Genomic DNA, 16,943 nt, shown 5'->3' with positions numbered 1-16,943 from the left:
CCTGCGTCTCCGGCCGGCGCGGACCCGCGCCGGGCGCCTGCGTCGTCCCGGTGGCCCGCCGACCGTCAACGGCTGGCAGCTTGCCCAGCCGACCGCCGGTCCCCTGGCCTCCCGGCCGGCGGCAGCCGGCTCAGCCACATCCGGGGCCCCCGGCAGGCGCGGGCCCGCGTCGGGCGGCTGCGCCGTCGAGGTGCGTTGCCGGCTCCAGGTCGGCAACGGCTCGCTCAGGCGGGCGGCGTCGGCAGTTGTGGGGCCAGCAGCACCGGCAGCCGGGTCGTCCGCGGCTTCGCCGTAACCTCGGCCACGGCGCGGGGCAGGGCCTGGTCGACGCCGTGGACCACCGACAGGTGGCGGTCGGCGCGGCTGAACGCCGTGTAGATCCAAGGGCGGCTCAGCGCGGGCACCGCGTCGCCGGGCAGCACCACGACGGCCGCCGGCCACCGGGAGCCCACCGCCTGGTGCGCGGTCAGCGCCCAGCCGTGCCGTACCGACTGCTCCACGCGCTCCCTCGGCACCACGATCCGCTCGCCCCCGCAGTCCAGGCGCAGGCCCTCGCCGTCCGCCCCGACCACGCGGCCCGGCAGCGTGCGCCCCGGGGCGGGGGAGTACGCCACCCGGTCGCCGGGGTCGAAGCCGCCGAAGCGGCCCGGTCCCGGGTTGAGCCGCTCCTTCAGTGCCGCGTTCAGCACGCGCGTCCCGACCGCGCCGCCGTGCCCCGGCGTGATGACCTGCGTCTCCTCCGCGGGAACCCCGATGGCCCGCGGCACCGAGTCCACCACCAGCTGCACGGTCCGGTGCACCGCCTCGCCCGCGTCCCGCACGGGCACGATGACGACCTCCTTGCCGGGCGCCTCCACCTGGAGCAGCTCACCGACGCCGATGCCCGAGACCAGCTCGCCGAGCGGCCCCGGGTCCGGCCGCCGGGAGGCGATCTGCGGACAGGCCCGCACCGCCAGCAGGTCCGCGAACACCCGCCCGGGGCCCACCGACCACAGCACCCCGGGGTCACCGGACAGCACGAGGCGCGCCCCGTCCGGCAGCGACTCCGTGAGCAGCGCGCCCGTCTCCACGTCCAGCTGCGGTGCGTCCAGCACCACCAGCAGGTCCAGGGCCAGCGCGCCCTCCGGGTCCCGCCCGGGCCCCTCGGCGCCGGACAGCGTCCCGGCGACCGTGGCGACGCCGGGGCCGTCCACCCGGTCGGCGAACCGGGCCCGCCCGACCGGGCCGTGCGTGGCGGCCCAGGCGCGCAGCCCCATGGCGTGCGCCGCGTCCAGGAGGGCGGCCGGCTCGGCCAGCGCCGCCTCCCCGCCGGTGTGCAGCACCAGCCCGTGCCCCGCGACCGCGCGGATCAGCTCGCCCGCGGAGCCCTCCGCCGCGGCGGCCGCGCGCTCCCAGTCCTCGCCCGCCCCGTCCTGCTTGGGCACCGAGTTGATCAGCCGGGCCAGGCCGTCGGTGAGGCTCTCCTCGGCCAGTGCGCAGCGCTCCAGACCCACCAGGACCTGGACCGGCTGTTCCTCGGCCTCGCCCTCCGCGGCCTCGCCCTCGCCCCCGTCCTCCGCGGCGTCGTCGACCAGGCCGTCCTGGAAGACCAGGACGTCGCCCTCGGCGATGGCGTCGCGCACCGCGTCCTCAGGGGCGGGCACCCCCTGCCGGCCCAGCGCCTCGGTGAGCGCGGCCATCTCCAGCACCGTGTGCCCGGCCGGGGCGGCCTGCTCCAGCAGCCAGACGGTGACGGCCCGCCCCCGCCGCTCGTCGGCGGGCCCGGCCTCCCCGCCGAGCAGTGCCCGCGCGAACCCGTCCGCCTGCTCCGGCCGCACCCCCGGCACCCGCAGCAACTGCCAGGGATCGTCACGCAGCACGCGCGCGGCACCTTCCCCGAGCACGGAGGCGGCCGGGGCGGCGAGAGCGGCGGGCGCACCGCCCTGCGCCAGCACCTCCCGGACCTCCCCGACGGTGCCCTCGGCGGGGGCCGCGGGCCCCTGGCTCACCACCGGAGCCCGCCGCACCGGCTCGGGCGCGGGACGCCGGGGCGCCGGCCCTGCCTCCTCGAACACGGTGGCGGGCGGCTTCTCGCCGCTCTCCACGGCCCGTACGGCGGCGAGCAGGTCCGCGGCCGTGCCGCTCAGCGCGGTCCCGGCGGCGATCGGGCCCTGACGCTCCGCCTTCCGCCGCTCGATCCGCTCCCGCTCCAGGCGCTGCGCGGCCAGCTCGGCCTCGGCCTCGGACACCTGCGCGCCCTCGGCGGGCGCGTCGTCCGCCGAGCTCTTCGGCTCCTCCGGGGTCTCGGGCGTGCTCACAGCGTGCTCCAGTCGTGATCGGGATAGCGGTGCACGGGAGCCGACACGTCGTCGAGCGCCCGGCAGATCTCGTCAGGAAGACTAAGCGCCTCCACTGACAACGCAGCCGACAGCTGCTGCGCCGTGCGGGCGCCCACGACGGGCGCGGTCACCCCGGGCCGGTCGCGGACCCAGGCGAGCGCCACCTGCAGCGCGGTCACGGCGAGCCCGTCGGCCGCGGTCGTCACGGCGTCCACGATCCGGCTCGCCGTGTCGTCCAGGTAGGGGGCGACGAACGGCGCGAGGTGCTCCGAGGCGCCGCGCGAGTCCACCGGGGTGGCGTCGTTGCGGTACTTGCCGGTGAGCACGCCCCGTCCGAGCGGGGAGGAGGGCAGCATGCCGATGCCCAGGTCGATCGCGGCGGGCAGCACCTCCCGCTCCACCCCGCGCTGCAGCAGGGAGTACTCCATCTGGGTGCTCGCCAGGCGGGTGTGTGCGCCGGGCGCGGCCAGCTGCCAGGTCGCCGCCTTGGCGAGCTGCCAGCCGCAGTAGTTGGAGACGCCCGCGTAGCGCGCCCGGCCGCTGGAGACGGCGATGTCCAGCGCCTGGAGCGTCTCCTCCAGCGGGGTGGCGGGGTCGTAGGCGTGGACGTGCCACACGTCGACGTAGTCGGTACCGAGGCGGGCCAGGGAGGCGTCCAGGGCGGACAGGAGATGCCCGCGTGAGCCGTCGAACCGGCGGTCGGGGTCGGGCACGCTGCCGGCCTTCGTGGAGATCACCAGGTCCCGGCGCGGCACCAGCCCGTCCATCAGCCGTCCGAGCAGGTACTCGGCGTCCCCGTCGCCGTACACGTCGGCCGTGTCGACCAGCGTCCCGCCGGCGTCCCAGAACGTCTTCAAGAGCTCTGCCGCGTCGTGCTCGTCGGTGTCACGGCCCCAGGTGAGCGTACCGAGCCCGATACGGGACACACGCAGGCCGGTACGGCCGAGATGCCTCTGCTCCATGAACGCCGAGATTACTGGCCAGAGCGTTGCGTGTGGGGGCCTGTGGACAACCGTTTTCCGGGCGCCCCGCGACGGCGGCGGCCGCCGGTCGGGACCGCGTCGGCGGCCCCGCGGGAACCCCACCCGCGACCACCGGAGGTATAAGGTCGGCGCACACATCACGTTACTGATCGGTAAGGGGAGACGGCCATGCAGCTAGGGATCAACCTCGGCTACTGGGGCGCCGGAATGGACGCGGACAACCTCGCCGTGGCCCAGGAGGCCGACCGGCTCGGCTACGCGGTCTGCTGGGCCGCCGAGGCCTACGGCTCCGACGCCGCCACCGTCCTCGCCTTTGTCGCCGCCCGCACCGAGCGCATCGACGTCGGCTCCGCCATCTTCCAGATCCCGGCCCGCCAGCCGGCCATGACCGCGATGACCGCGGCCACGCTGGACTCCCTCTCCGGCGGCCGCTTCCGCCTCGGCCTCGGCGTCTCCGGCCCGCAGGTCTCCGAGGGCTGGTACGGCGTCACGTTCGACAAGCCGCTCGCCCGCACCCGCGAGTACGTCGAGATCATCCGCAGGGCGATGACCCGCGAGCGCCTCTCCTTCGACGGCGAGCACTGGACCCTGCCCCTCCCCGGCGGCCCGGGCAAGCCCCTGAAGCTCACCGTGCACCCGCAGCGCGAGCACATCCCGCTGTACATCGCCGCGATCGGCCCGAAGAACCTGGAGCAGACCGGCGAGATCGCCGACGGCGCCCTGCTGATCTTCCCGTCCGCCGAGCACCTGGAGGACACCGCCGTCCGCCACCTGCGCGCAGGCCGCGAGAAGGCCGGCAAGACCCTCGACGGCTTCGACATCTGCCCCACGCTCCCGCTCGCCGTGGGCGACGACAAGGACCTCGCCACGCTCGCCGACACCTTCCGCCCCTACACGGCGCTGTACGTCGGCGGCATGGGCAGCCGCAAGCAGAACTTCTACAACCAGCTCGCCCGGCGCATGGGCTACGAGCAGGAGGCCGCCGAGATCCAGGACAAGTACCTGTCCGGCGACAAGCAGGGCGCTGCCGCCGCCGTCCCGCACGACCTGATCGACGGCACCACCCTGCTCGGCTCGGTCGACCGCATCGCCGACCGCATGAAGGCCTATGCCGCCGCCGGGGTCACCACCCTCACCCTCGCCCCGGCCGGCTTCACCCTCGACGAGCGGCTCTCCTCGCTGCGCGCCGGCGTCGAGGCGCTGGAGCGCGCGGGCCTCGCCTGACCCGGCCGTACGGCCGCCGCCGCCGCGTCCCGCGCGGCGGCGGCCGGGGTTCCGCGGCCGTGGTGGGGGCTCGGGGGTCGACCCCGCCACGGCCGTCATCCACCTCAACGCCCGCCGGCCCCCGGGGTTACGCGCCCCCGCACCTCCACGTACCACCCCCGCGCCCCTCACCGCCTCCCGTCCGCCCGCGCGTACGCGTCCGCACACCCCTCCCGCGCTTCGGTTCGCCCCCTCTTCACCCCGCACGTACTCCAATTGGCGGAGTTGTCCGCCGCACCTGTTGCCGCACCCCCACCGGCGCACTTGACTCCAACTTTGCGGAACTGTGGACGTGCGGACCGCGGACCTGCGGACGCCGTGGAGAGGTGGCCTCATGCTGTCGGCGAAGAGCCTGTTCCAGGAGATCCTCGACAACGACGAGTCGTTCGCGCTGTTCTGTTCGATCGCCGCGAGCGGCGAATCCCAGGGCGGCTGGGAGAACGCCCGTATCGCCGCGCTCGTGCCCGAGACCCAGCGGGGCCTCGCCCCCAAGATCACCCGGCACGGCGCCGACGAGGACAAGCACGGCCGGATCTTCAACGCCCTGCTCAAGAAGCGCGGCCTGGAGCCCGTCCCGGTCCCGCCGGAGACCGACTACACGATGCTGCTGGAGCGCAACGGCATCGGCCTGGCGCACGACCAGCTCAACCGTGACGAGCCGCTCACCGTGCAGGACATCGTCACCTACCTCGCCCACAGCCGGGTCACCGAGCAGCGCGCCTCCGAGCAGATGGAACTGCTCCGCAAGCACTTCGCCGACCACCCCGACCTCGGCCGCGCGGTGCGGATGATCTCCAACGACGAGGACAACCACCTGGCCTACTGCCACGAGGAACTGCTGCGCTTCGCCTACGCGGGACACGGCCGCGCCATCCAGCGCACCCTGCGTGAGTGCGCGCTCGCCGAGATCCGCGTCTACCGCGACGTCAGCCTCGCGGTGATGGCGCACATGGGCCGCGTCCTGGGCTGGCCGAAGCCCAAGGCGGCGCTCCTCGCCTTCGGTATCCACGCCATGTATCTGTACGAACGCCTGGGCGGCTGGCGTCGCATGGTCTCGCTGCGGATGCCCGAACGCCGCGACGCGCTGGGCGGCCCGGCGACCCCGGAACCGGAAGCGGCCTGACCGGCCCTACAGCCACCCCCGGCGCTTGAAGGTGCGGAACAACAGCACCTCCAGGGCGGCCATCGCCGCGATCACCACGGGATACGACCACCTCCAGTGCAGCTCGGGCATGTGCTCGAAGTTCATCCCGTAGATCCCCGCGATCATCGTGGGGACCACGGCCATGGCCGCCCACGCGGAGATCTTCCGCATGTCGTCGTTCTGCTGCACACCCACCTGCGCCAGGTGCGCCGACAGGACGTCCGACACCAGCCGGTCCAGGCCCTCCACCGACTCGTTCACCCGCGTGAGGTGGTCGTGGACGTCACGGAAGTACGGCCGCGCCCCGTCCTCCACGAACGGCACCCGCGCACCGGACGTGCCGGCCCCCGCGAGCCGGGCCATGGGCGCCGTGAGCGGCACGGTGGCACGGCGGAACTCCAGGATCTGCCGCTTGAAGCCGTAGATCCGGGACGCGGTCTTGCGCGAACCGCCCGCGTCGGGCGTGAAGACCTCCGTCTCCAGCTCCTCCAGGTCGGTCTGCAGCTCGGTCGCCACCTCCAGGTAGTGGTCGACCACGGCGTCGGCGACCGCGTACAGCACCGCCGTCGCACCCTCGCCCAGCAGCTCCGGCTCCCGCTCCAGCCGGTCCCGCACCGCGTCCAGAGGGGCACCCTCCCCGTGCCGTACGCTCACCGCGAACGAATCGCCCAGGAACATCATGATCTCGCCGGAGGAGACGGTGTCCCCGTCCGGCTCGTACACCACCGGCTTGAGGACCACGAACACCGAGTCGTCGTAGACCTCCAGCTTGGGCCGCTGGTGCGCCTTGAGGGCGTCCTCCACCGCCAGCGGATGCAGCCCGAACTCCCGTGCGACCAGGTCGAACTCCTCCGCCGTCGGCTCGTGCAGCCCGATCCAGACGAAACCTCCCGCCGACCGTGCCTCGTCCAGCGCGTCGGAGAAGTCCTTGGGGCCCTCCGACCGGTGCCCCTCCCGGTAGACGCCACAGTCGACGATCACGAAACGTGTCCTCCCTTCCCGGCAGGTCCCCTGCCGTCCTGTCCTGCTCCCATGCCCGGCGGCCGCCCGGTTCCCCTCCCGCGCCGAACCCCGCGCGCGCCGGTGCGCCTACCCTGGGCCGCATGCCCACGTTGCTCCTGGTCCGGCACGGACGATCCACCGCCAACACCGAGGGACTGCTCGCCGGCTGGACGCCCGGCGTCCACCTCGACGACCGCGGCACCGCGCAGGCCGCCGCACTGCCCGGACGGCTCGCCCCGGTGCCCCTGGCCGAGGTCGTCACCAGCCCGCTCGACCGGTGCCGGGAGACCGTCGGCCCGCTGCTCGAGGCCCGTCCCGGCCTCACCCACCACACCGACGACCGCATCGGCGAGTGCCACTACGGCGACTGGACGGGCCGCAAACTCGCCGAACTCAAGGACGAACCGCTGATGGACGTGGTGCAGGCGCACCCGTCGGCCGCGGCCTTCCCCGGCGGGGAGTCCATGCGCGCGATGCAGACGCGCGCCGCCGAGGCGGTGCGCGAGTGGAACGCGCGCGTGGAGCGCGACCACGGCGCCGACGCCGTGTATCTGATGTGCTCGCACGGCGACATCATCAAGTCTCTGGTGGCGGACGCCCTCGGACTTCATCTCGACCTCTTCCAGCGGATCTCCGTCGAACCGTGTTCCATCACCGCGATCCGTTACACCCGGCTGCGGCCGTTCCTCCTGCGCCTCGGTGACACCGGCGACTTCGCGTCCCTGGCGCCGCGCGAGGAGCCGCCGGCCGGCGACGCCACCGTGGGGGGCGACGCGGGCGCACCGTGATCGTTCCCCGCAGTAGGGTGAAGCGACCGCAGAGTTGCGTACCGATCCACCCTCGCCCGTTCCCCGACTTTCAATGGAGACAGGACGTGTCCCGTCAGGTGTTCCTCTACGACCAACCGGAACGTTTCGTGGCCGGCACGGTCGGACTGCCAGGGCGCCGTACGTTCTTCCTCCAGGCCATCGCCGGCTCCCGGGTGACCAGCGTGGCCCTGGAGAAGACGCAGGTCGCGGCGCTCGCCGAGCGGATGGACGAACTGCTCGACGAGGTCGTACGGCGCAGCGGCGGCAGCGCGTCGGTGCCCGCCATGGCACCGACCGAGATCACCGACACAGCCCCGCTGGACACCCCCGTCGAGGAGGAGTTCCGCGTCGGCACCATGGCGCTCGCCTGGGACGGCGAGGAGCAGCGGATGATCGTGGAGGCGCAGGCCCTCGTCGAACTGGACGCCGAATCCGAGGAGGACCTCGCCGAGGCGGAGGAGCGGCTGCTCCAGGACGAGGAGAACGGCCCCCCGATGCTCCGCGTCCGCCTCACCGGGGCGCAGGCGCGGGCCTTCGCCAAGCGCGCCCTGGACGTCGTCAACGCGGGCCGTCCGCCGTGCCCTCTGTGCAGTCTCCCGCTCGACCCGGAAGGACACGTATGTCCGCGCCAGAACGGATACCGCCGCGGAGCGTGACCGCCACCGACCCGGCCGCGGCCGAGCTGCTCGCCCGCGGCGAGCTGACCGTGCGCGGACGCATCCGTGAGGCGTCGAACGCCGCGCTGTACTGCACCGTCACCCACGGGGGCCGCGAGGCCGCCTGCGTCTACAAGCCGGTCGCGGGGGAGCGGCCGCTGTGGGACTTCCCCGACGGCACCCTCGCCGGGCGCGAGGTCGCCGCGTACGAGGTCTCCCGGGCGACCGGCTGGGACCTGGTGCCGCCCACCGTGCTGCGCGACGGCCCGTACGGCGAGGGCATGTGCCAGCTGTGGATCGAGACCGCGCCGGGCGACGAGCTGCTCGCCCTGGTCGACGGCGAGGAACCGGGACCGGGCTGGAAGGCGGTCGGCCTCGCCGAGGTCGGCGAGGGCCGCACCGCGCTGCTCGTGCACGCCGACGACGACCGGCTGCGCCGTCTCTCCGTGCTCGACGCGGTGATCAACAACGCCGACCGCAAGGGCGGGCACCTGCTGCCCACGGCGGAGGGCCCGCTGTACGGCATCGACCACGGGGTCACCTTCAACACCGGGAACAAGCTGCGCACGCTGCTGTGGGGCTGGGCGGGGGAGCCGCTGACCGAGGAGGCCCTGGACGTCCTCAAGGCCCTGAGGGAGGCCCTCGCCGCCTCCGGCCCCCTCACCACCGTCCTGACCTCGCTGATCACCCCCGCGGAGATCGAGGCGACCCGCGTCCGCGTCGAGGCCCTGCTCACCACCGGGACCCATCCGGAACCGGGCACCGAGTGGCCGGCCATCCCCTGGCCCCCGGTCTGACGGCCCCGCCGCCGTCCCCGGCCGGGCCAGGCACGGCGCGCGGTGCCGCGCAAGACCGCCTTCCCGGCCATACAGCCCGTTCCGGTTCGTATCTGGAACTCGGGTCCGGTTAGGCTCATGACATGCATGCCTGGCCCGCTTCCGAAGTCCCCGCCCTGCCCGGTCAGGGCCGCGACCTGAGGATCCACGACACCGCGACCGGCGGTCCGGTCGCCCTCGACCCCGGTCCCGTCGCCCGTCTCTACGTCTGCGGCATCACGCCCTACGACGCCACGCACATCGGACACGCGGCTACGTACAACGCGTTCGACCTCGTGCAGCGCGTGTGGCTCGACAACAAGCGGCAGGTCCACTACGTCCAGAACGTCACCGACGTCGACGACCCGCTGCTGGAGCGGGCCGAGCGCGACGGCGTCGACTGGACCGCGCTCGCCGAGCAGGAGACCGCCCTGTTCCGCGAGGACATGACGGCCCTGCGGATGCTGCCGCCCCGGCAGTACATAGGCGCGGTCGAGGCCATACCCGGCATCGTCCCGATCGTCGAGCGGCTCCGTGAGCTCGGCGCGACCTACGAGATCGACGGCGACACCTACTTCTCCGTCGAGTCCGACCGGCACTTCGGCCAGGTCTCGCACCTGGACGCCGCCGCCATGCGGCTGCTGTCCGCCGAACGCGGCGGCGACCCGGACCGCCCGGGCAAGAAGAACCCCGTCGACCCGATGCTCTGGATGGCCGCCCGCGAGGGCGAGCCGAGCTGGGACGGCGGCTCGCTCGGCCGGGGCCGCCCCGGCTGGCACATCGAGTGCGTGGCCATCGCCCTCGACCACCTGGGCATGACCTTCGACATCCAGGGCGGCGGCTCCGACCTGGTCTTCCCGCATCACGAGATGGGCGCCTCGCACGCCCAGGTGCTCACCGGCGAGTACCCCATGGCCAAGGCGTACGTGCACGCCGGCATGGTCGCCCTGCACGGCGAGAAGATGTCCAAGTCCAAGGGCAACCTGGTCTTCGTCTCCCGGCTGCGGCGCGAGGGCGTGGACCCGGCGGCGATCCGGCTGGCGCTGCTCGCCCACCACTACCGCTCCGACTGGGAGTGGACCGACCAGGTCCTCCAGGACGCCCTGACCCGGCTCGACCACTGGCGGGCCGCCGTCTCCCGTCCCGACGGACCGCCCGCCGAGGCGCTCGTCGAGGAGATCCGCGACGCCCTCGCGGACGACCTGAACGCACCGGCCGCGCTCGCCGCCGTCGACCGCTGGACCGTGCTCCAGGAAGAGAGCGGCGGCACCGACCCCGGCGCCCCCGGCGTCGTCTCCCGCGCCGTGGACGCCCTCCTCGGCGTCGCCCTGTAGGAAAGCGCGCCTCAAGGGGCGCGGGGAACTGCGCGAGCGACCACGGCCGGTCCGCGCCCCGCGTACAACCGTGCCCGGCACGGCGCCGGCGAGACACGCGAAGGGGGCGCCCCGATCCTCGATCGGGGCGCCCCCTTCGCGCTGTCTCCTCAGTCCTCCGGCGACTCGTCGCCGTCCTCCTGCCGGGGCGACTTCGGCGGACGCGACCGGCCGCCCGGCCCGTCCCGCCGGTACGACGGCCCCTCCGATCCCTCGGCGGTGGCGTGCCCGCCGGGCGGACCCGACGCCCCGTCACGGCGACGCAGATACCGTTCGAACTCGCGCGCGATGGCCTCACCGGACGCCTCCGGCAGCTCGGCGGTGTCCCGGGCCTCCTCCAGCGTCTGGACGTACTCGGCGACCTCGCTGTCCTCCGCGGCCAGTTGGTCCACGCCCACCTGCCAGGCACGCGCGTCCTCGGGCAGTTCGCCCAGCGGGATGCGCACGTCGATCAGGTCCTCGAGCCGGTTCAGCAGAGCCAGCGTGGCCTTCGGGTTGGGCGGCTGCGACACGTAGTGCGGGACCGCCGCCCACAGCGACACCGCGGGCACGCCCGCGTGCGTGCACGCCTCCTGCAGGATGCCGACGATGCCCGTCGGCCCCTCGTACTTGGTCTCCTCGAGATCCATACGGCGCGCCAGGTCCGGGTCGGACGTGGTCCCGCTGATCGGGACCGGACGGGTGTGCGGGGTGTCACCGAGCAGCGCGCCCAGCACCACCACCAGCTCCACACCCAGCTCGTGCGCGAAGCCGAGGATCTCGTTGCAGAACGAACGCCACCGCATGGACGGTTCGATGCCGCGTACCAGTACAAGGTCGCGCGGTTTCTCGCCGCCCACCCGGACCACCGACAGCCGCGTCGTGGGCCAGGTGATCTTCCGCACGCCGTTCTCCATGAACACCGTGGGGCGGTTCACCTGGAAGTCGTAGTAGTCCTCGGCGTCCAGCGCCGCGAACACCTCGCCCTTCCATTCCCTGTCCAGATGCGCGACCGCGGTGGAGGCGGCGTCACCGGCATCGTTCCAGCCCTCGAACGCGGCCACCATGACCGGGTCGATCAGCTCGGGAACCCCCTCGAGCTCGATCACCCAGCGCCTCCTTCCGACGTGCCCTCGTGTACGCACCAACCTTACGGCGTGTCCGCGGGGGCGCCCGCAGCCCCGTACAAGGGGAGTGCCCCATCACTGCCCCGCACAGCACCGGGAAAACGGAGCGTCACCCCGCCCGTCCGACTGCCGCCCCGGCGCACCCGGTCGGGACGTGGACGGCCGCCGCCCCCGGCTCCCGGGAGGGGAGACGGGGGGCGGTCCGGTCACTTCTTGCCGAGCAGTTCCTGCACGTCCGCCCGGACCTCGTCCGTGGCCAGGCCGCGGATCATCAGGGTGGTACGGCGGCGCAGCACGTCGTCGGCCGTCTCGGCCCACTCGTGGTCCCGTGCCCACACGACCTGCGCCCAGATCTCCGGCGCGTCCGGGTGGACACGGCGGGCGAGCGCCGGGTCCTCGTTCGCCAGCCGGGCGATGTCGAACGCCAGCGACCCGTAGTGGGTGGCCAGGTGCCGGGCCGTGTCCGCGGCCATGCGCGGGCCGGGCGCCGGGCCGTCCACCAGCAGGCGGTGCGCCACGGCACGCGGGTTGGCCACGCCCGGCAGCGGGAGCTTCTTCGGCAGCGCGCCGATCGGCTCGAAGTCCTCGCCCAGCGGGTGGCCGGGCAGCTCCTGGAGCTTGCGCATCACCGTGCGGCCGATGTGGCGGAACGTGGTCCACTTGCCGCCCGCGACGGACAGCATCCCGCCGCGGCCCTCGGTGACGACCGTCTCCCGCTTGGCCTTGGCCGTGTCGCCGGGACCGCCCGGCAGCACCCGCAGACCGGCGAAGGAGTACGTGATCAGGTCACGGTCGAGCTGCTGGTCGCGGATGGAGAACGCGGCCTCGTCGAGTATCTGTGCGATGTCCTTCTCGTTGACCGCGACGTCCGCCGGGTCGCCCTCGTACTCCTCGTCGGTGGTGCCGAGCAGCAGCATGTCCTCCCAGGGGAGGGCGAAGGTGATCCGGTACTTGTCGATCGGCGTGGCCAGCGCGGCCTTCCACGGGGCGGTGCGCTTCAGCACCAGGTGCGCGCCCTTCGACAGCCGGATGGACGGAGCGGCGTCCGGGTCCTCCATGCGCCGCAGGTGGTCCACCCACGGGCCGGTGGCGTTCAGCACCAGGCGGGCGTTGACGCCGAACTCGTCGCCGGAGAGACGGTCGCGCAGCTCGGCGCCGGTGACCCGGCCCTTGGTGAAGCGCAGGCCCGTCACCTCGGCGTGGTTCAGGACGACCGCGCCCGACTCGGCGGCCGCGCGGACCGTCATCAGCGCCATACGCGCGTCGTTCATCTGGTCGTCGCCGTACACGGCCACGGCCTTGAGGTTGTCGGTGCGCAGCTCCGGCACGTCCTGCGCGGCCTTCGCCGGCGACAGCAGGTGGCCGACACCGTCACCGAAGGCCGACAGCGCCGAGTAGGCGAAGACGCCGGCCCCGAGCTTCGCCGCGCCGTGCGGCCCGCCCTTGTACACGGGGAGGTAGAACGTGAGCGGGTTCGCCAGGTGGGGGGCCACCTGACGGGAGACCGCACGGCGCTCGAAGTGGTTCTCCGCCACCAGCTTCACCGCTCCGGTCTGCAGGTAGCGCAGACCGCCGTGCAGCAGCTTGGACGAGGCGGAGGAGGTGGCTCCGGCGAAGTCACCGGCGTCCACCAGAGCCACCCTGAGACCGGACTGCGCGGCGTGCCAGGCGGTGGAGATGCCCAGGATGCCGCCGCCGATGACGAGAAGGTCGTACGACGCCTTGGAGAGCTGCTCCCGGGTCTCGGCGCGGCTCGGGTTCGAGCCGGACGCCGGGTGCGTCCCCAGGGCAGGTACGGACTGTGGGGTGGCTTCGGTGGTCATGGCGGTTCTACTCCTCGTCCTCGAGCCAGCCCATGGTCCGCTCGACGGCCTTGAGCCAGCTCTTGTACTCACGGTCGCGGGTGTCCGCGTCCATGCGGGGGGTCCACTCGGCGGCCCGCCGCCAGTTGGCGCGCAGGTCGTCGGTGCTGTTCCAGAAGCCGACGGCGAGGCCGGCGGCGTAGGCGGCGCCGAGGCAGGTGGTCTCGGCGACCATCGGGCGCACCACGGGGGCGTCCACGAAGTCCGCGAGGGTCTGCATCAGCAGGTTGTTGGAGGTCATGCCGCCGTCGACCTTGAGGGCGGCGAGCTCCACGCCGGAGTCCTTCGTCATGGCGTCCGCGATCTCCCGCGTCTGCCAGGCGGTGGCCTCCAGGACGGCGCGCGCGAGGTGCGCCTTGGTGACGTACCGGGTGAGGCCGGCGATCACTCCGCGGGCGTCGGAGCGCCAGTACGGGGCGAACAGGCCGGAGAAGGCCGGTACGAAGTAGGCGCCGCCGTTGTCCTCGACGGACAGCGCCAGGGTCTCGATCTCCGCGGCGGTGGAGATCAGGCCCATCTGGTCGCGCATCCACTGCACCAGCGAACCGGTGACGGCGATCGAGCCCTCCAGGGCGTAGACCGGCTTCTGGTCGCCGATCTGGTAGCCGACCGTGGTCAGCAGGCCGCTGTAGGAGTTGATGAGCTTGTCGCCGGTGTTCATCACCATGAAGGTGCCGGTGCCGTAGGTCGACTTGGTCTCGCCCTCGGCGAAGCAGGTCTGGCCGAACAGGGCCGCCTGCTGGTCGCCCAGCGCGGAGGCCACCGGGATACCGCCGAGCAGGTCGCCCAGCTTGCCGCCCTTGATCTCGCCGTACACCTCGGCGGAGGAGCGGATCTCGGGCAGCATCGGCATCGGGACGCCGATCGACTCGGCGATCCGCTCGTCCCACTGCATGGTGTGGAGGTTCATGAGCATGGTGCGGGAGGCGTTGGTCACGTCGGTGACGTGCCGGCCGCCGTCCACTCCGCCCGTGAGGTTCCAAATGACCCATGTGTCCATGGTGCCGAAAAGAATGTCGCCCGCCTCCGCACGCTCCTTGAGGCCGTCGACGTTGTCGAGCAGCCACCGGGCCTTGGGACCGGCGAAGTAGGAGGCGAGGGGAAGGCCGGTCTCGCGGCGGAAGCGGTCCTGGCCGACGTTGCGGCCGAGCTCCTTGCACAGGGCGTCGGTGCGGGTGTCCTGCCAGACGATCGCGTTGTGGACGGGCTCACCCGTGTGGCGGTCCCACAGCACGGTGGTCTCGCGCTGGTTGGTGATGCCGATGGCCTTGATGTCGTCGCGGGTGATGCCGGCCTTGGCGACGGCGCCGGTGACGACCTCCTGGACGTTGGTCCAGATCTCGGTGGCGTCGTGCTCGACCCAGCCGGGCTTGGGGAAGATCTGCTCGTGCTCCTTCTGGTCGACGGAGACGATGCGCCCGTCGCGGTCGAAGACGATGCAGCGGGAGGACGTGGTGCCCTGGTCGATGGCGGCGATGAAGGGGCCGGCGGTGTGGGCGTCGGTCACGGTGTGCTCCTGGAAGTTCCTTGGTTACGGGGCAGTGGGTACGGCGCTTCTACAACGATCGCGGTGAGAGGCGATGCGGTCATCTACGCGAAGGCGACGTTGTAGACGCCAGCCGCGATGGCGCCGCCGATCAGCGGACCGACCACCGGGACCCAGGCGTACGACCAGTCGGAGCCGCCCTTGTTGGGCAGCGGCAGCAGGGCGTGGACGATGCGGGGGCCGAGGTCACGAGCGGGGTTGATGGCGTAACCGGTCGGACCGCCGAGCGACAGACCGATCGAGACGACCACGAGCGCCGTGATCAGACCGCCCAGCACGCCGAGGCCGTTGCCCGCGTCGTTCAGGCCCTGCGTGAGGATGGCGAGCAGCAGCACGAAGGTGCCGATGATCTCCGTGGCGAGGTTCTGCACCGTGTGCCGGATCTCCGGGCCGGTGGCGAAGACGCCGAGCACCGGGCCCGCGCCCTTCTCCTGCGCCTCGACGGCCTTGGCGGCGGTCGTCTGGGCACCCGGTCCGCCCACGATCTCCTTGTCGGTGAGGTGGGCGTGGAACTGGCCGTAGTAGGCGAGCCACACCAGCGTCGCGCCGATCATCGCGCCGAGGATCTGCGCGGCGAAGTACGTCGGAACGTTGGCCCACCCGCCGTCCTTGATGGCGAGCGCGAGGGTCACGGCCGGGTTGAGGTGGGCACCGGAGAGCGGCCCGGCTATGTAGGCGCCCGTCAGGACGGCGAAGCCCCAGCCGAGGGCGATGGCGAGCCAGCCGGCGTTACGGGCCTTGGAGGCCTTGAGCGTCACGGCGGCACACACACCGCCGCCGAGCAGGATGAGTATGGCGGTACCGATGGTCTCGCCGATGAAGATGTCGGAGCTGGACACCCGCGACTCCTTTGTCCTTCGTCCAGGGAAGCCGACCCCCGGGTCCCTCCGGGGATTGGCGCCCTCAGGGATGAGAGCGTTGCCGGCCCTTGGCGTTGTCCCACTCTAGCGCGTATTGCCGGTAGGTGTTCGACAATGCCGACCGATGGACGGGAGTCTTGTCCCGCGCCAGGGATGCGTCAAGGGTCTCGGTTGTCGAAGTGCGATCGTTATTGATCGTCGAGACCCGCGGTGAGCGGTCGCGATCCGCCAAGGCCGGTCGGGTTCCGTCGGGTTCCGTCGCAAGGCCGGTCGTGATCCGCCGAGGCCGGTCGGGCTCGATCGTGAGGCGCCGCGCGCGGGCGAGCCGGCGCCCGCCGCCGCCCTCGTCGTCGCCCACCCACGACTGCGACCCGGCCCGCCCATGAGGCGTCCGGGTCCCGTGTGATCCGTGAGGGGTGCGGGGGCCGCCCGCTCAGAAGCGTCCGGCGCCCAGGTCCCGCGACACCGCGCGGGCGCAGTCCCGTACCGCGGCGATCAGCTCGGACCGCAGCTCGCCGTCCCGGCGCAGCCGCTCCACCGCCCCCGTGATGCCGACCGCCCCCACCGGCATCCGCCGCCGGTCGTGGATCGGCGCGGCAAGGGAGGCCACACCCTCCCAGGTCTCCTCCACGTCCGCCGCGTAGCCCCGCGCGCGGGTGAGGTCGAGGAGGTGCTCGAAGGCGTCCGGGTCGCACACGGTGCGGTCGGTGAACGCCTTGCGGTCGACCTCCAGGGCCTCGCTGTGCGCGACCGGGTCGTACGCCGACAGGACCTTGCCGAGGGCCGTGGAGTGCAGCGGCTGCATCGCCCCGATCTCCAGCACCTGCCGGCTGTCGTCGGGCCGGAAGACGTGGTGCACGATCAGCACGCCCTGCTGGTGCAGCACCCCGAGGTAGACGCTCTCGCCGCTGGAGCGGGCCAGGTCGTCCGTCCAGACCAGGGCGCGGGCCCGCAGCTCGTGCACGTCAAGGTAGGTGGTGCCCAGGCGCAGCAGCTCGGCGCCCAGCTGGTAGCGGCCGGAGGCCTCGTCCTGCTCGACGAACCCTTCCTGCTGGAGGGTGCGCAGGATGCCGTGCGCGGTCCCCTTGGCGAGGCCCAGCGAGGAGGCGATGTCCGACAGGCCGAGCCGTCGCTCGCCGCCCCCGAGCAGGCGCAGCATCGCCGCCGCCCGTTCGAGCGACTGGATGTTCCGTGCCATCGCCGTAC

Annotated in this window: 14 protein-coding genes; 6 read left to right on the top strand and 8 right to left on the bottom strand. The window is 72.9% G+C overall.

Features of this window, described 5'->3' with window-relative positions; genetic code table 11:
• Positions 1–224: 224 nt before the first annotated feature.
• Positions 225–2,297, bottom strand: coding sequence for a helix-hairpin-helix domain-containing protein (locus B100_RS0114685; protein ID WP_024885204.1), 2,073 nt, complete (start codon positions 2,295–2,297; stop codon positions 225–227).
• On the bottom strand, positions 2,294–3,280 hold the full coding sequence (locus B100_RS0114680) for an aldo/keto reductase (protein WP_037722818.1): 987 nt from the start codon (positions 3,278–3,280) through the stop codon (positions 2,294–2,296). Before B100_RS0114680 ends, B100_RS0114685 begins: the two co-directional genes overlap by 4 nt.
• A gap of 189 nt (positions 3,281–3,469) precedes the next feature.
• Here B100_RS0114680 and B100_RS0114675 point away from each other — a divergent pair, with 189 nt between their 5' ends.
• Both B100_RS0114675 and B100_RS0114670 read left to right on the top strand, forming a co-directional pair.
• Positions 3,470–4,525 (top strand): LLM class F420-dependent oxidoreductase, encoded by a 1,056-nt coding sequence (locus B100_RS0114675; RefSeq protein WP_024885202.1) that lies wholly within the window; start codon positions 3,470–3,472, stop codon positions 4,523–4,525.
• Positions 4,526–4,898: 373 nt separating this feature from the next.
• Entirely contained in the window at positions 4,899–5,687 is a 789-nt protein-coding gene (locus B100_RS0114670) for a ferritin-like domain-containing protein (protein ID WP_024885201.1), read from the top strand.
• A 6-nt stretch (positions 5,688–5,693) separates the two neighbouring features.
• On the opposite strand, the gene corA is transcribed toward B100_RS0114670, so the two are convergent.
• The gene (corA, locus tag B100_RS0114665) at positions 5,694–6,689 is read right to left on the bottom strand and encodes a magnesium/cobalt transporter CorA (protein WP_024885200.1); all 996 of its coding nucleotides are present in this window, start codon (positions 6,687–6,689) and stop codon (positions 5,694–5,696) included.
• A gap of 122 nt (positions 6,690–6,811) precedes the next feature.
• On the opposite strand from corA, the gene B100_RS0114660 reads away from it, so the two are divergent.
• From B100_RS0114660 to mshC, 4 genes are all read left to right on the top strand, one after another.
• On the top strand, positions 6,812–7,498 hold the full coding sequence (locus tag B100_RS0114660; RefSeq protein ID WP_024885199.1) for a histidine phosphatase family protein: 687 nt from the start codon (positions 6,812–6,814) through the stop codon (positions 7,496–7,498).
• An 86-nt stretch (positions 7,499–7,584) separates the two neighbouring features.
• Positions 7,585–8,175 carry a DUF3090 domain-containing protein gene (locus B100_RS0114655; RefSeq protein ID WP_024885198.1) on the top strand — a complete coding sequence of 197 codons (591 nt, stop codon included), beginning with the start codon at positions 7,585–7,587 and terminating at the stop codon, positions 8,173–8,175.
• Positions 8,139–8,972 carry an SCO1664 family protein gene (locus B100_RS0114650; protein ID WP_486585644.1) on the top strand — a complete coding sequence of 278 codons (834 nt, stop codon included), beginning with the start codon at positions 8,139–8,141 and terminating at the stop codon, positions 8,970–8,972. Before B100_RS0114655 ends, B100_RS0114650 begins: the two co-directional genes overlap by 37 nt.
• A 122-nt stretch (positions 8,973–9,094) precedes the next feature.
• Complete coding sequence (mshC, locus tag B100_RS0114645) at positions 9,095–10,324, top strand: cysteine--1-D-myo-inosityl 2-amino-2-deoxy-alpha-D-glucopyranoside ligase (RefSeq protein ID WP_024885196.1); 1,230 nt, start codon at positions 9,095–9,097, stop codon at positions 10,322–10,324.
• 149 nt (positions 10,325–10,473) lie between these two features.
• Here the strand turns inward: mshC and B100_RS0114640 are convergent, their stop codons facing one another.
• From B100_RS0114640 to B100_RS0114620, 5 genes are all read right to left on the bottom strand, one after another.
• Positions 10,474–11,451, bottom strand: coding sequence for a PAC2 family protein (locus tag B100_RS0114640; RefSeq protein ID WP_024885195.1), 978 nt, complete (start codon positions 11,449–11,451; stop codon positions 10,474–10,476).
• Positions 11,452–11,675: 224 nt separating this feature from the next.
• Positions 11,676–13,292: a glycerol-3-phosphate dehydrogenase/oxidase gene (locus B100_RS0114635; protein ID WP_024885194.1), complete on the bottom strand. Its 1,617-nt coding sequence runs from the start codon at positions 13,290–13,292 to the stop codon at positions 11,676–11,678.
• A gap of 7 nt (positions 13,293–13,299) precedes the next feature.
• Positions 13,300–14,838 (bottom strand): glycerol kinase GlpK, encoded by a 1,539-nt coding sequence (glpK, locus tag B100_RS0114630; protein WP_024885193.1) that lies wholly within the window; start codon positions 14,836–14,838, stop codon positions 13,300–13,302.
• A gap of 83 nt (positions 14,839–14,921) precedes the next feature.
• A complete protein-coding gene (locus tag B100_RS0114625) occupies positions 14,922–15,716 on the bottom strand; it encodes an MIP/aquaporin family protein (RefSeq protein WP_024885192.1) in 795 nt (264 codons plus the stop codon).
• Positions 15,717–16,170: 454 nt separating this feature from the next.
• Positions 16,171–16,935 (bottom strand): IclR family transcriptional regulator, encoded by a 765-nt coding sequence (locus B100_RS0114620; RefSeq protein WP_024885191.1) that lies wholly within the window; start codon positions 16,933–16,935, stop codon positions 16,171–16,173.
• Positions 16,936–16,943: the final 8 nt, after the last annotated feature.

Source organism: Streptomyces sp. CNH189, from assembly GCF_000527195.1.
This window is presented reverse-complemented; position numbering and strand designations above follow the sequence as displayed.